Genomic DNA, 15,596 nt, shown 5'->3' on the forward strand with positions numbered 1-15,596 from the left:
GGAGGAAAATATGAGTAAAATTATTTCTGTAAATGCGGGTTCGTCATCACTAAAGTTTCAATTATTTGAAATGCCAAGTGAAACTGTTTTAACTTCAGGTATTGCTGAAAGAATTGGTTTGGATGAAGGAGTTTTCACAATTAAAGTAAATGGTGAAAAACATACTAAAAAACTACCAATTCCTACGCACAATGAAGCTGTTGCCTTATTGTTAGAATCATTAATTGAATTTGGTGTTGTAAAAGATTTAAATGAAATTAATGGTGCTGGTCACCGTGTTGTTCAAGGTGGAGACTACTTTGATCAATCTGTAAAAGTAACTGAAGAAAATACTGCAATCGTTGAAAAATTAGCAGAATTAGCTCCATTACACAATACAGCTAATTTAATTGGATATAAAGCATTTGCCAAAGCATTACCAAACATTGAACATATCTTTGTATTTGATACTGCATTCCATACAACAATGGCACCTGCTGCATTTATGTATCCAGTTCCTTATGAATGGTATACAGATTACAAAGTACGTCGTTATGGTGCACATGGAACTTCTCATCAATATGTTGCAGAACGTACTGCAGAATTATTAGGAAAAGATGTTAAAGATGTAAATATCATTACATGCCACTTAGGTAATGGTGCATCAATTACAGCGATTGAACATGGTAAGTGTGTTAATACTTCAATGGGATTCACACCTCTTGCTGGAGTTATGATGGGTACTCGTTGTGGTGATATTGACCCAGCGATCGTTACATATATGCAAAATAAAGCAAACTTATCTGCAGATGAAATCAACAATATTTTAAATAAAAAATCAGGTATGTTAGGTATATCAGGTATTTCAAGTGATGCTCGTGATATCGAAGACGCTGTAGCTAGAGGCGATGAAAGAGCTAAATTAACACATGAAATTTATGTCAATCGTGTAGTTAATGTTGTAGGTGGTTACTTCATGCAAATGGGTAGCGTTGATGCTGTTGCATTTACTGCAGGACTTGGTGAAAATGATACACTTATTCGTGAATTAATCTGTAAAGGATTAGAAAAAGGTCTAGGTCTATCGATAGATTATGAACTAAATAGTAAAATCCGTGGTAAAGAAATTGCTATTTCTAAACCTGATTCAAAAACTGCAGTATGGGTTGTTCCAACTAATGAAGAACTTGTAATTGCACGCGATACAGTTAAGATCTTAGGTCTATAAAAATGAAAAGCATATTCCAAGAAACACTTGAACAATTTAATATCGTCACCATTTTCCGCCATGAGAATCCTGATATGGATGCTTTAGGCAGTCAATTGGGACTTGGTAATTGGATTAATGAAAATTATCCTGATAAACAAGTTTTCTTATGCGGATATGACTTTGGTAGACATCAAGAATTAAGTTCAAAAGAACCAGTCAGTTTAGAGATAATTGAAAATAGTTTAGCTATCATTTTAGATACTGCAAATAGTGCACGTGTTGATGATGAACGCTTCAAACTTGCAAAGAAAACTATGCGTATTGATCATCATCCATATGTTGAAAGATTCGCAGATGTTGAAATTATTGTCGTTGAGGATGCTGCAACATGCCAACTTCTTGGTGAGTTATTCATCGAAATTGGATTGGAAACAATATCCCTTAAAACTGCAGAATATTTATATCAAGGTATATTAACTGACACATTGTGCTTTAGGACAAATAATACAACACCAAAAACGTTGTCTATAGCCTCACAAATCGCAAGTAGAGGAATTAATATATCAAAGATAAATCAAAAAGTATTTGATATTGATATAGATACATTCAATTACATTAGCTTGCTTCGAAACAAGGTTAAAACAAGAGGAGGGGTTGCCTATGCAATCATAACTCAAAATGACCTACAACCTTTCACAATTTCAATTAATCAAGCAAGAGAGTATGTTTCTGAGCTCGGTAACGTAAAAGATTATTTAGTTTGGTGTATATTTACTCAAGATGAAGAAAATCCAAATGTATACAAAGGATCATTACGATCTAAAGATATAGCAATTAATGATATTGCTTCCCGTTACAACGGTGGCGGACATAAAAATGCATGTGGAGTAAAGAATTTAACTATTGAACAAGTTAATCAATTAATTAAAGATCTTGAGGAAATGTTATAACTTGTGATGTACTTCACAAGCAAAGGTGAAAATTAGATAAAATGTACTTATTCTATTGTATAAGTACTACTATAAATGATAAAATGTTAAATGGAGATGGAGGTATTTCATATGGAAATCACAAACAAAAAAGTATTAGCAGATTTAATTGCTGAAAAGAATGGCATGACTAAAAAAGCTGCAACTGAAACTTTAGACTTAGTATTTGACACTATTGCAGAAACTTTAAAAAATGGTGGTAAAGTTGATATTAGCGGATTTGGTAAATTTGAAGTTAAACAAAGACCAGAACGTAAAGGTATTAACCCAGCTACTAAAGAAGCAATAACAATTGCTGCTAGCAAAGCTCCTGGATTTAAAGCTGCAAAAGCTCTTAAAGACATCGTTAAATAGTTCAAACAAAAAGAGAAGAAATTCTCTTTTTTTTATATTCATATCCTTGTAGTTTAATTCGAGTAAGAGAGATGTCTATCAAATGAAATCTCAAATCACTACAGAAGGTATGACAATTACAAATAATATGAAAAAAACTAAGGAAAACCTTAGTTCTAGATCAAAATCAATCAATATATCGATTATTCCATTTACTTCGCATAATGTTTGTTATACGATTATTTTGGATGTATTTATAATTGGGTAGATTTAAACCATCCCCCCTGTTGAATTCATTAATTTAATTATAGTAGTTAATCTATTAAAATTCAACAATACTTACATTCGTAATTATCTATCTAATCGTACTGAATCATAGAATTTATTAAGATATTATTTTCTAAATTTGCACAACACTTACTATATCTCCCCCACCATCAAACAAAATTTATATCAAAGGGGCATTGGGTTAAAAAAAGCACTGCTTATAACCTAAAAAGTTATTAACAGTGCTCATATTGATTTAATTCAAGTTATCTAAGAATGAATCACCATTCTCTGGCATTTCAACATTGAAGTTTTCTGCAATAGTTGCTCCAATATCAGCAAATGATTGACCTTGTCTTACAAGACCTGAGCCAGTCATTTTTTTACTATAGGCAACTACTGGGATCATTTCACGAGTATGATCAGTACCATGATGTGTTGGATCATTGCCATGGTCTGCAGTACAGATTACTAAATCATCTTCATTCATCGTTTCAATTAGTTTACCTAAAAGAACATCAAAGTCTTCTAACTCTTTTGCATAACCTTGAGGATTTCTACGATGTCCCCATTTTGCATCAAAGTCTACTAAATTCACAAAACATAATCCATTGAAAGGTTTTTCAGCAATTTCAATAGTTTGCTCCATACCATGTATACTGCTTTGTGATTTATGAGATTCAGTAATTCCTTCACCAACGAAGATATCATTGATTTTGCCTACACTGATAACATCAAAGTTATGATCCTTTAGTGAATTTAATACTGTATTTGCGAATGGTTTTAATGCTAAGTCATGACGATTTGGGGTACGTTGGAAATTACCAGCTCTATCTCCTACAAAAGGACGTGCTATAACTCTACCTACTTTCCATTCAGGTTTCATTGTAATTTCTCTCGCAATTTCGCAACAACGATATAATTCATCTAATCCGAATGTTTCTTCATGAGCAGCAATTTGAAGCACAGAGTCAGCTGAAGTATACACAATCATTTCTCCTGTTTGCATATGTCTTTCACCTAATTCATCTAGAATTTCAGTACCACTTGCTGATTTGTTACCAATGACTTTATGTCCCGTTTTTTCTTCTAATTCTTTAATTAATTCATCTGGGAATCCTGTCTCAGTAAAAGTTTGGAATGGAGTATCAATATAAAGTCCCATCATTTCCCAATGTCCTGTCATTGTATCTTTACCAACACTTTTTTCAAGTAATTTCGTGTAGTAGCCTAATGGTGCATCTACTGGATCAACACCTTTAATTTGATGAAGATTACCGAATCCTAATTTTTGCATGATTGGCATTTTTAAACCACCTACTGCATCTGCAGTATGGCCAATTGTATCTGCACCCTCATCATCATATTTCTTAGCATCAGGCATAGCACCTGCTCCTACTGAATCCATTACCACTACGAATATTCTATTATATTTCATCATCATTATCTCCTTCTCTATTACCTGGATGAAACTTTGCATAACTTTGTTTTAAACGATTTTCTTGTACATGAGTATAAATCTCAGTAGTTTGTATATTACTATGACCTAATAACTCTTGTATTGACCTTAAATCTGCATCACCTTGTAATAGGTGTGTTGCAAAACTATGTCTTAATTTATGGGGTGTTACATGCTTTTTAAACCCCAATTCATTACACTTATATCTTAACACACTTTCTACATATTCAGTCGTTACGTGCTTCCCAAAATGGTTCACAAAGAAGAGATTTGACCCCTTCTTGTTCCATACAGGACGAACTGTATCGAAATACCTCAGTAATACATTTCTTGAGATATCAGGTATAGGCACAATTCTTTCTTTATCCCCTTTTCCCAATACACGTACAATGTTCGTATTTAAATCCACACGACTCAACGTTAGAGTTACTGCCTCACTTACACGTAATCCACAAGCGTAGATAAATTCCAATAATGCATGTTGGAAACATTCATTTGGCACTTCATCATTGAACGAATTCATGAGTAAATTAATTTCATCGATTGTACAATAAATCGGTAATGATTTCTTACCTCTTCTTACTTCTAAGTTTAAAGCGGGATTTTTAAAATCATATTTAAAATTCAAGAATTGATGGAAACTTCGAATTGAACAACTTTTTCGTGCTATTGTACTTCGTTCATATTTATCTAATGAAGTAATGTAAGTTTCGATATCTCGATACTTTACTTTTTCGATATCGTCAAAATTTTTCTCTTTTAAAAAATCAAGATAAGCTGTCACATCAATTAAATAATTCTTTACCGTACGACTTGCTTTAGGATCTCTATTTTCAATTTCCATTCGATATTCTTTAAAAGCTTTATTTAAGTCCATGATTATCCCTTCTTCTTCAGTAAAGAAGATGCTGATTTTAAAATTGGTTTAGATACTGATTTATTAAGTTCTTTAATCAGTTGATCTGTTTTTGACAATTCATATAAAGAAGAATCTTGTGTAAATAAATTAATCTGTATTTGAACATCTTCTTTGTATTTTAAATTACTTACCCCTACTCCAACTAATCGAACAGGTATATCCTCTACATTCTCATCAAATAAATCCAGTGCATGTTGAAATATCTCATCACCATTATTAATGTATTCACTTATTTTTTTAGATCGATTACTTGTTGAAAAATCAAAGTACTTAATCGTAATTGAAATTAAATTACCTACCTTGCTCTCTGCTTGCAAACGAGTACTGAGACGCTTAGAGAGTTGATAGAACGAACTTTTAAGCTCATCATAATCTGTTAAATCATTTGCGAATGTTGTTGATTGAGACATTGTTTTCACATCCCATTCGCAAAGAATCTCACTATCATCAAATCCATTAGCGCGTTGAATAACAGAGTCGGTATTCTTTCCAAATACATTACGTAATTGTTCAATATTTTTAGGTTGTGCTAAATCACCAATTGTATGGATTCCCATCTCATGAAGGATAGGTGCTGTTTTTTTACCAACACCACGCATATCATCTATTTTAAGTGGCCATAATTTCGTTGGAACTTCTTGTATACGTAATACAGTTATACCCATAGGTTTTTTCATATCACTCGCCATTTTCGCGAGAAATTTATTAGGAGCAACACCAATTGAACATTTTAATCCAATATCATTTAAAAGTTCTGTTTGGATTTGCCATGCTAAATCCATTGGACGTTTAAACTTGGTAACAGCTTCACTCATATCTGCGTAACATTCATCAATACTAGCTTGCTCAATAATCTTCGTATATTTTTTAATCGTATCGATAAACTTAATTGATAATTCTTGATAAAAAGAAGAATGTCCATTCACTAAAATTAAATCAGGACACAGTTGTAAGGCCATAGCAGTCGGCATAGCAGAATTAACACCAAATTGTCTAGCTTCATAGGATGCTGTTGATATAACACCTCTACGGCTATGACCTGCAACTGCTATTGGTTTACCTTTTAAACTTGGATTAAGTAAAACTTCAGCGGATGCAAAAAACGAATTCAAGTCGATATGATAAATTACTTTACCCATTACACATCACTTGACTTTTCAAGTACAATTCTTTTGCTGCTTCTAAACTTGCATTCGTTATATCGCCACTCGCAATTAGTGCTAATTGTTCAATCTTATCTTCTTCATTTAGCATGATGACTTCTGTATCAGTTGATTTTTTATCTTGATTTTTTTGCACATGATAATGATGTGCAGCACATGAAGCAACAGGTGCAAGATGAGTAACTGAGAACACTTGTGTTTCTTTTGATAATTCTCTCATTTTTAAACCAATTGATGTTGCTACAGGTCCACTGACTCCACTATCAATTTCATCAAAAATAACTGTTTGAATACCTTGTAATGATGTAAATATTGTCTTAAGCCCTAACATCAAACGACTTAACTCTCCTCCAGATGCTACTTTTGCAAGTGGTTTTAATGATTCTCCGGGATTCATTGATATCATAAACTCAACTTGATCTAATCCAGTCTTTGAAGGATTTCCTACTTGTATATCCGTTTTAAATTCAGCATTAGGTAACATCAAATCTTTCAAATGTTTTTTGATGTCTTTATCCAATTGTAGTGCTGACTTCTTACGTTTTTCACTTAATTCTAAAGCAACATTGTTGAATGCCTCATAACTCTGTTGAACTTCTTTTTCCATTTTATCCAGTACTTCTTGGCGATTTACAATACGGTCAATTTTGCTTTGTATTTCAGTTTTATTATTTAATACATCTTGAATGGTATGACCATATTTATGTTTCAATCGTTGTATTTCAAATAGTCTTTCTTGAATAGCATCAATATCAATATCATTTGTTTCTAAACTACCAAAATATTTCTTAAATGTATCAAATGATTCTTCTAGTTCATAGTAACTACTCGATGTATGTTCTAATAAGTTACTTAATTGTTCACTTCCATTTAATGATTCTAGTACTTTCTTAATTTCGTAAAGTTGAGGTTGTACTTGTTCATCATAAATTTCAAGAACTCTTGTGTATTTTTCTAGATTCTTTGAAATTGATTGATACATCTTTTCTTGATTTATGAGTTCTTCATCTTCATTTAAAACTAGATTTGCTTTCTCAATTTCTTCAACTTGAAAAGTGAAATACTCTAAATCATTTTCATTGTAATCTTCTTGTTTAGCGCGTTCTAATTCATTATTCAAAGCAGCATATTCTTTATACTTTGTTGAAACTTCTTCCACTAACTTTGTATCATGCATATATTGATCCAACAAACGAATATGAAAGTTCTTATTCAACAAGTATTGGTTATCATGTTGACTATGAATATCAATTTCATTTTGAAGAATTTGTTTTAATAAATTTAAGGTCACAATACGGTAGTTAATTTTAGCTGTACTTTTTCCATCACTTTTAATCTCTCTCGATATTACAACCTCATCTAACTGATCAAAGCCTTCATTTTCAAGAATAGCCATAGCATCTTTATTTTTTGATAAGTCAAAAATACCCTCAACAAGAGCACTTTCTTTATCGTGCTTTATCATGGAAGAACTAGCACGTTCAGCAAGTAACAAGCTAATCGCATCAATCAATAAAGATTTACCTGCACCAGTCTCTCCTGTAAAAGCACTAAAACCCGACTCAAAGTCGAGTTGTATTTGATCAAATAAAACAAAATCTTTAATAAATAGGTGTTTAATCATAAATCCCCCTTATTTTATAAGTTCGTCTATCGTGTCAAAAAGTGTTTCAATATCTACTCCTGCATCTTTTCTAATTTGATTTAGTGATCCATGAGGAATGTATTCATCATGGATACCAATACGATGCAATTTTATTTGGACATTGTGATCACATCCCCATTCAAGAATACTTGTTGCTAAACCACCTTCCAACATATCCGTTTCATAAACGATTATCGGTAATTTACTACTAGCGATTTTTAACAACATTTCTTCATCAATTGGTTTAAAGAATCGACAATTTACAACCTCTACTGGTAATCCATTGCTACAAATCTTCGTTAATACTTTATCAACTTCTGGTCCATAAGTCATTACAATACAGCGAGTTATGTCTGACTCATTAAATTTCGTCCAAGTACCAATTTTTATTGGATCTGCAGATGAAATTGGTGAATAACATTCGCTACCACGAGGATAACGTATAGCAAGTGGATGTTTTTGCGCAAATGCAGCAACTAATAATTGTTGTGCTTCATCGCCATCTTTAGGCTGACATATGATGAGATTAGGTATTGATTTCAACATGGATATATCAAATACACCATGATGTGTAGCACCATCTTCCCCAACAAGTCCTGCACGATCAATTCCAATGACCACAGGTAAATCCATGCGACAAATATCATGATTAATTTGATCATAAGCACGTTGTAGAAAAGAAGAATAAATACATAAGAATGGCCGTTTGCCAGTAATCGCAAGTCCTGCTGCAAAAGTGGTCGCATGCTCTTCCGCTATACCACAATCAAAACTCCGTGTAGGATATGCTGCAAAGAATTTCTCAAGTTTACTTCCTGTTATCATCGCAGGAGTAATTGCTACAATATCCTCATTTGTTTTTGCTATACGACATAAAGTTTCTGAAATTATTTCTGACCAAGATAGTTTTCCTTGCGGTGTTGAACTCAAAGATTTACCCGTTAATACATCAAATGGTCCTACTCCATGCCAACTTCCTAATTTATCATTTTCACAAGGTTTATACCCCTTGCCTTTTCGAGTTAATACATGAACAACGACTGGTCCTTCATGTTGTTTTGCAGCTTCAAGAATATGAATTAAGTCTTTCATATTATGGCCATCTACAGGTCCTAAATATTCCAATCCAAATTCCCCAAATAAGCCACTTTCAACAACTGAATCTTTTAATTTATCTTTGATTGCACTCATACCTGCAAGAAGTGTCTTCCCTGCTTCATTTTTCTTTAATATACTCTTCATATCTGTTTTAAAACTAGTATATGGTTTTGATGTTCTTAATTTTGAAAACCCATTCGTTAAAGCACCCACATTTTGTGAGATAGACATATTGTTATCATTAAAAATAATAATCATATTCTTATTTTCAGATCCGATTTGATTTAATGCTTCAAGTGACATTCCCGAAACTATACTACCATCACCAACAACAGGAACTACAAAATAATTCGAGTTATCTAAATCACGTGCCACAGCCATACCTAATGCCGCACTAAGAACTGTTGAGCTATGACCCGCTTCCCAACAATCATATTCACTCTCTTCTCTTTTTTGAAAACCCGATATACCTTTGTATTGTCTTAAAGTAGAAAAATCTTTTGCTCTTCCCGTTAAAATCTTATGAATATAGCTTTGATGTCCAACATCAAATAATATTTTATCTTCTGGACTGTTAAACACTTTATGCAACGCAATCGTAAGTTCAACAACTCCTAAATTGCTTGATAAGTGACCACCTGTCTTTGAAACGGAATCAATAAGAAAAGCACGAATATCATTCGCTAAACTATTACATTCCTTAATTGACATATCTTTTAGAAAAAGTGGATTTTGTATTTCTTTGATATCCATTCAGCGCCTCCTACATTTGACGATTACGAATGTCTTCAAGTAATTGAATTAAATTTCCTGATTTCAATTCCAATGAATTAATCATTTCGATTACTTCGTCAAAATGTTTCGTAAGTACCCTATTCGCTTCTTCTATCCCTAACAAACTAACACTAGTAGCCTTATGGTTTTCTACATCACTATTACTCTTACCAAGTTCTTGACTGGTTTTAGTAATGTCTAAAATATCATCTTGTATTTGAAAAGCAAGTCCAAGACGCTCCCCAATTTCTTTCCATAGGTTACAATGAATCTTATCATCAGCTAAAACAGATGCCATCATAAATGCAGCTGCAAATAGCTTACCCGTTTTATTACGATGTAAACATTCTAACTCTTCCCACGTTACTTCTTTATTTTCATAATTCAGGTCTAATGCTTGTCCTAAAATCATACCATTGATTCCAGCACAACTCGCAAGAATTTCAACACATTTAATTTTTTGATCATCACGACAATTTGCTTGACTGATTACATAAAATGCTTCAGTATTCAATCCATCACCTGCGAGAATAGCCGTCGCTTCATCAAATTGTACATGACAGGTATTTCTACCTCTTCTTAAAATATCATCATCCATTGCAGGTAAATCATCATGTATTAATGAATACGTATGAATCATTTCTAAAGCACATGCAAAAGGTATACCCACTGTTTCATCAACACCATATGCTTTACACGTTTCAAACAAAAGTAAAGGTCTTAATCGTTTACCACCTGCAAGTAAAGAATAATTCATTGCATCTAATACTTTTGAAGATTCACAATTCTCTAACGCTTTTTCAAGTTCAAGTTCTATGAGTTTCATTCTTCTACCTTCTTACTCGCTAAGTCATCAATCTTCTTCTCAAATCCCTTGAGTTGTTGATCACATTCTTTTACAAGAGCTAATCCTTCTTCAAATAACTTGATTGTATCATCCAAAGGTTGATCATTCTTTTCAAGTAGTTCTACAATATCATTTAATCTTTCCATAGATTGTTCAAATGTCTTCTTAGTTGCCATTGTTTGTCTCCTTTCGGTTAACCCGTGTAATTATTTCTCCATCGGTTAATCTTATTTTCACTTCATCATCCATCTTCACTTGTGAAACAGAAGTAATAATACCTGAAGTAGTTGATGCAATTGCATATCCTCTTTTTAAAACATTAAGTGGTGAATAAGCATCCAACAAATGAATCATACTCGCCATGTTTTTCTTTTCTCGTTGTATACGTTCTATTACATTTTGATTCATTTGTTGCGTATAATGTCCCAAATCAATTTCAACTTGATGCAATCTCTTTGACACAAGTGTTTTAAACGCTTGTGAAATTTGATCAAGTTCGATTCGTTTCTTTTGAGATATAAATGTTGAAACCTGTAACCGATTGGATGCATAATCCAACTTCATTTGTCGTTGATCAACAAGTGATTTAGGAATTTGATACCAGGGCATGTTCTTGAATCGATCAAGCCTAGCTCTTTCAAATTCAACATCACTTCTACTTTGTTTAATTAATGTTTGTTTGATAAGTGCTAAAGTTTGTATAACCTCATCTTTATCTGGTGTTGCGAGTTCGCAAGCACCGGTCGGTGTTGGTGCTCGACAATCTGATACATAATCAACAATTGTGGTGTCCACTTCATGACCAACACCTGTAATAATTGGAATCGAATAATTATAAATACATTTTGCGAGATTTTCATCATTGAAAGCCCAAAGATCTTCAATAGATCCTCCACCCCGCACCAATAACACAACATCCACATCTTTTGATTCCATTTGTCTTAATGCTTCGATAATTTGTTGACTAGCTGCCTCTCCTTGCACTAAAGTATTAATTTCAATGAGCTTTGCTATGGGCCAACGGCGATACAGTGTAGAGACAACATCTTCTCTTGCCGCTGTATTCTTTCCTGTAATTAATCCAATTCGCATTGGATATTTAGGAATACTTACTTTGTGATTTTCATCAAAATATCCCTCTTCAAATAACTTCTTTTTCAAAAGTTCAAATTGAATATGTAAATCTCCAATACCATCTAACTTAATTCCAGTAACATACAGTTGCAGTTGTCCGCTTGATTCAAATACTGAAGTATTCGCTTGAACAATGACTTGATCACCGTCTTTAGGAAGGTATTTACTACGAGAAGCACTCGATGCAAACATCACACAACTTAAGCGTGATGCTTCATCTTTTATTGTAAAATACCAATGTCCACTACGATGATGTACAAAGTTACTAATTTCCCCACAAACTAGGATACGTTGTAAATAGTTATCTTGATCAATCTTTGATTTCAAGTAACTGACAAGTGTACTAACTTTTACAACAGCCTGACTCATAGTCTGTCCAATACTCCGTTGATTAGTTTATACGCATTATCATCCCCGTATTTTTTCGCAAGTAAAACAGCTTCATTGATAATAACTGGAGTCTCTGCAATTTGACGGTCAAATTCTGTACAGGCAATTAATAAAATTGCTTGTTCAATGTAACCTAAACGATCAAATGTCCACTCATCCAATACATTATTAATGTAACCAATATAACGCTCTTTATTTTCAAAACTATTAAAAATCAGTGTTTGTGAAAACTCACTGACTTCCTTAACTGGTACTAGGTAAATATCCTCTACAATCCCTGATAAATCTCGATGAGTTAATAACTCTTGGTAAAGACAAATCATTGATTTTTCTCTTTCAATATGACGATCCATTTTAGTCCTCCATGCATGTCTATTTTACCATGAAAACGCGAAGTATTATACACCTATTTCTTGTGAATCATCACATATTGTTGCATAGTATTTGTTAAAAGTTTATCATTATATTTAAAGTTGAAAGGAGTGCGGCTATGAGAAGAAAAATTACCCTCAAAAACAGCTACAATCATTTCATGACAATTACTCGTCATAAAATCAAAGTTACTCGCCTTTGTTTCAAGATGGGGCTATATAAACAAGGTTTATTACATGATTTATCTAAGTATAGTTGGGTTGAGTTTTCCAGCGGTGCCCGTTATTATCAAGGATATCGCTCACCAATTGATGCAGAAAAGGAAGATATTGGCTATTCTTTAGGTTGGTTGCACCATAAGGGAAAAAATAAACATCACTGGGAGTATTGGCTCGATAAGAACAAGACTGGGGTATTCCCTATTGAAGTTCCATTTAATTATGTACAAGAGATGATATGTGATCGAATTGCTGCTTGTATGATTTATAAAGGTAAGGACTACACACAAAGCACTGCTTATGATTACTTTATGAATGGAACCGACCGACTATATATGCACCCAAATACCGCAAAGAAAATCGAAGAATTATTAACACTAGTCAAAGAATACTCTCTTGATGAAGCATTTAAAAAGATAAAAAATATGAGAAATGATGAATATTAGAATTAGTCATGAACAAAATAAATCAAATTATTATCATAATAAACAAAAGAAAACGATTATGGTTATCCCATAATCGAATTAAACTAAACAAATTAATATTCAAACCCGTTATTCAAAGAAGCGGGTTTTTATATGATTGAGCGAAGATATTGAATCCAACAACTTAATTCATCCATGTTGAATGATATAAGAGCATTTTGGTATAAAGTATAAACTTCTAAATTTCTTTTTTTAAGAAGTTCCAAGGATTTCTTTGGACCAAAATAGTATTCACCAATACAATCAAAATATATTTTCAAACTATCCACAAGAACCCAGTGCCAACGATAAAAACCTTCAGCATCATTTCTTTTCGCTCTTTCAAGCATCTTTTCACACCATGTAACCAAATGTTCTAACTCCTGTTTATCTACTTTGGGAAAGTTATCAATGTATTCAAGCACTTTTTGTTTCATCATAGTTGCATACCCATTTTTATCTAAAATAACATTACCATCAAATATCATCACAAAGTCTTCAGGATTAAACTTAAGTTTCAGCTCATCTAGTTGATAAATAAAAACATCCAACAATGTATTATCGACAATGGAATTATCGTAAGGAACACAAGTTTCTTTTGTGACAACCAAAGCATCAAAGTCACTATTACTATCCTGTGTATTATTCGCAAAAGAACCATAAACAATAATGGCTTCAGGATTATATTTATCATTTAAATATTGGATAATTTTCTCCACATTAATACCTCTTTATACACTTAAACTATATTGTGCTAAATTCCATACCTCATCCACCACATCTTCGTAAAACTCGCGTTCATGGCATACCAATAAAATTGATCCTTTGTATTCTTTCAATGCTTTTTTTAGTTCATCTTTTGCATCTTGATCCAAGTGATTGGTAGGTTCATCTAATACTAAAATATTACAAGGACGATTTAAAATTTTACATAATCTAAGCTTCGCTTGTTCACCACCTGACAAAACATTGACCTTACTTTCAATTTGTTCTGTTGTTAATCCACATCGAGCTAATGCACTACGAATTTCATATTGAGTATACGCAGGAAAATCATCCCATAAATCATCAATACATGACTTTGTCGATTTTGGCGCTTCTTGTTCAAAGTACCCTACTTCAAGATTATCACCTAAGTGTGTATTGCCGGAAATTGCAGGTATAATGCCTAAGAAACTTTTTAATAATGTAGATTTCCCTAATCCATTTGCACCAATCACAGCTATTTTCTTACCTTTTTCCAGTATTAAATTCATTGGAATCGATAACGCTGAATCATATCCTATTACTAAATCTGTCGCTTCAAATATGTTTTTACCTGGTGTTTTACCCATCATAAAATTAAATGTTGGTTTTGGTTTTTCACCTTTCAGTGTAATACGTTCCATTTTATCAAGTTTTTTCGCTCTAGAATTTGCCATACCTCGTGTTGCAACTCTAGCTTTATTACGTGCAACAAAATCTTCTAACTTTTCAATTTCTTTTTGTTGCCTTTCATAGGCTGCTTCTAATTGTTTTTGATTGATTTCATAAATACGTTCAAATTCATCATAATTACCCACATATCGTGTCAAACTACAATTATCTACATGATAAATAATATTTACTACATCATTTAAAAAAGGAATGTCATGTGAGATTAAAATGAATGCATTTTCATAGTTTCTTAAATAGTTTTTTAACCAATCAATATGTTCTTCATCTAAATAGTTTGTTGGTTCATCCAAGAGTAATATATCCGGTTTCTCTAAAAGTAGTTTCCCCAATAAAACTTTACTTCTTTGTCCACCACTCAATTCATTTACAAATTTATCTAACCCAATATCATTTAGACCTATCGCATTTGCGACTTCTTCTACTTTCGCATCGATTAGATAAAAATCGTGATGTTCCATGATATCTTGCATCTCTCCGATTTCTTCTAACATTTGAGTCATTTCATCTTCTGTACAATCGCTCATTTTCATGTAATAGTCATTAATTTTAGCTTCCATATCAAATAAGTAATCATAAGCTTTCTTCAAAGTATCACGAATGGTATTTCCTTCATGTAGACTCGCATTTTGATCTAAATATCCAACACTGACTTTACTACTCCATACTATTTTACCCTCATCTGGATCCAATGTATTCGTAATGATTTTCATAAAGGTACTCTTGCCTTCACCATTTGCACCAATTAAACCGATATGTTCTCCCGCTAATAGTCGAAAAGAAACATCTTCAAATATCTCTCGTCCACCATAGCTATGGGTTAAATTTTCTACTGATAATATGCTCATAAAATCTCTCCATTTCCTATATAGTTTACACAATGAAATAAGCTAAAACAAGT

At 32.7% G+C, this 15,596-nt stretch carries 15 protein-coding genes; 4 read left to right on the forward strand and 11 right to left on the reverse strand.

The annotated features are described in order from the left end of the window. Nucleotides 1-10: 10 nt before the first annotated feature. The 3 genes from RR643_RS01505 (at nucleotide 11) to RR643_RS01515 (ending at nucleotide 2,532) form a co-directional block, all read left to right on the forward strand. Nucleotides 11-1,207, forward strand: a complete 1,197-nt coding sequence (locus RR643_RS01505; protein WP_332469755.1) for an acetate kinase — start codon at nucleotides 11-13, stop codon at nucleotides 1,205-1,207. A 2-nt stretch (nucleotides 1,208-1,209) separates the two neighbouring features. Continuing rightward, a complete protein-coding gene (locus tag RR643_RS01510) occupies nucleotides 1,210-2,139 on the forward strand; it encodes a DHH family phosphoesterase (RefSeq protein ID WP_332469754.1) in 930 nt (309 codons plus the stop codon). A 111-nt stretch (nucleotides 2,140-2,250) separates the two neighbouring features. Beyond that, nucleotides 2,251-2,532 (forward strand): HU family DNA-binding protein, encoded by a 282-nt coding sequence (locus RR643_RS01515; RefSeq protein ID WP_332469753.1) that lies wholly within the window; start codon nucleotides 2,251-2,253, stop codon nucleotides 2,530-2,532. A gap of 502 nt (nucleotides 2,533-3,034) precedes the next feature. Here RR643_RS01515 and deoB read toward each other — a convergent pair. The 9 genes from deoB to RR643_RS01560 are packed head-to-tail and all read right to left on the reverse strand — an operon-like array spanning nucleotide 3,035 to nucleotide 12,560. Then, a complete protein-coding gene (deoB, locus tag RR643_RS01520) occupies nucleotides 3,035-4,219 on the reverse strand; it encodes a phosphopentomutase (protein WP_332469686.1) in 1,185 nt (394 codons plus the stop codon). Beyond that, nucleotides 4,206-5,114, reverse strand: a complete 909-nt coding sequence (locus tag RR643_RS01525) for a tyrosine-type recombinase/integrase (RefSeq protein ID WP_332482111.1) — start codon at nucleotides 5,112-5,114, stop codon at nucleotides 4,206-4,208. The genes deoB and RR643_RS01525 overlap by 14 nt, the downstream gene beginning before the upstream one ends. A gap of 2 nt (nucleotides 5,115-5,116) precedes the next feature. After that, nucleotides 5,117-6,295 carry a DNA polymerase IV gene (gene dinB / locus RR643_RS01530; protein WP_332469684.1) on the reverse strand — a complete coding sequence of 393 codons (1,179 nt, stop codon included), beginning with the start codon at nucleotides 6,293-6,295 and terminating at the stop codon, nucleotides 5,117-5,119. Further along, complete coding sequence (gene recN / locus RR643_RS01535; RefSeq protein ID WP_332482112.1) at nucleotides 6,288-7,943, reverse strand: DNA repair protein RecN; 1,656 nt, start codon at nucleotides 7,941-7,943, stop codon at nucleotides 6,288-6,290. Before recN ends, dinB begins: the two co-directional genes overlap by 8 nt. Nucleotides 7,944-7,952: 9 nt before the next feature. Next, nucleotides 7,953-9,815, reverse strand: coding sequence for a 1-deoxy-D-xylulose-5-phosphate synthase (gene dxs, locus RR643_RS01540; RefSeq protein ID WP_332469682.1), 1,863 nt, complete (start codon nucleotides 9,813-9,815; stop codon nucleotides 7,953-7,955). Nucleotides 9,816-9,825: 10 nt separating this feature from the next. Beyond that, nucleotides 9,826-10,662, reverse strand: coding sequence for a polyprenyl synthetase family protein (locus tag RR643_RS01545; protein WP_332469681.1), 837 nt, complete (start codon nucleotides 10,660-10,662; stop codon nucleotides 9,826-9,828). Continuing rightward, complete coding sequence (gene xseB, locus RR643_RS01550) at nucleotides 10,659-10,859, reverse strand: exodeoxyribonuclease VII small subunit (protein ID WP_332469680.1); 201 nt, start codon at nucleotides 10,857-10,859, stop codon at nucleotides 10,659-10,661. The genes RR643_RS01545 and xseB overlap by 4 nt, the downstream gene beginning before the upstream one ends. Further along, nucleotides 10,849-12,186: an exodeoxyribonuclease VII large subunit gene (gene xseA / locus RR643_RS01555; protein ID WP_332482113.1), complete on the reverse strand. Its 1,338-nt coding sequence runs from the start codon at nucleotides 12,184-12,186 to the stop codon at nucleotides 10,849-10,851. Before xseA ends, xseB begins: the two co-directional genes overlap by 11 nt. Next, nucleotides 12,183-12,560: a transcription antitermination protein NusB gene (locus tag RR643_RS01560; RefSeq protein WP_332469678.1), complete on the reverse strand. Its 378-nt coding sequence runs from the start codon at nucleotides 12,558-12,560 to the stop codon at nucleotides 12,183-12,185. The genes xseA and RR643_RS01560 overlap by 4 nt, the downstream gene beginning before the upstream one ends. A gap of 137 nt (nucleotides 12,561-12,697) precedes the next feature. Between RR643_RS01560 and RR643_RS01565 the strand changes: the two genes are divergently transcribed. Further along, a complete protein-coding gene (locus tag RR643_RS01565; protein WP_332469677.1) occupies nucleotides 12,698-13,243 on the forward strand; it encodes a DUF5662 family protein in 546 nt (181 codons plus the stop codon). 128 nt (nucleotides 13,244-13,371) lie between these two features. Here RR643_RS01565 and RR643_RS01570 read toward each other — a convergent pair whose 3' ends face one another. Both RR643_RS01570 and RR643_RS01575 read right to left on the reverse strand, forming a co-directional pair. Next, nucleotides 13,372-13,980 carry a nucleotidyltransferase domain-containing protein gene (locus RR643_RS01570; RefSeq protein WP_332469676.1) on the reverse strand — a complete coding sequence of 203 codons (609 nt, stop codon included), beginning with the start codon at nucleotides 13,978-13,980 and terminating at the stop codon, nucleotides 13,372-13,374. Nucleotides 13,981-13,992: 12 nt separating this feature from the next. After that, a complete protein-coding gene (locus RR643_RS01575) occupies nucleotides 13,993-15,543 on the reverse strand; it encodes an ABC-F family ATP-binding cassette domain-containing protein (protein ID WP_332482114.1) in 1,551 nt (516 codons plus the stop codon). Nucleotides 15,544-15,596 lie beyond the last annotated feature (53 nt).

This window comes from Anaerorhabdus sp., from assembly GCF_036637135.1.
In the GTDB taxonomy this organism is placed as follows: Bacteria; Bacillota_I; Bacilli_A; order Erysipelotrichales; family Erysipelotrichaceae; genus Anaerorhabdus.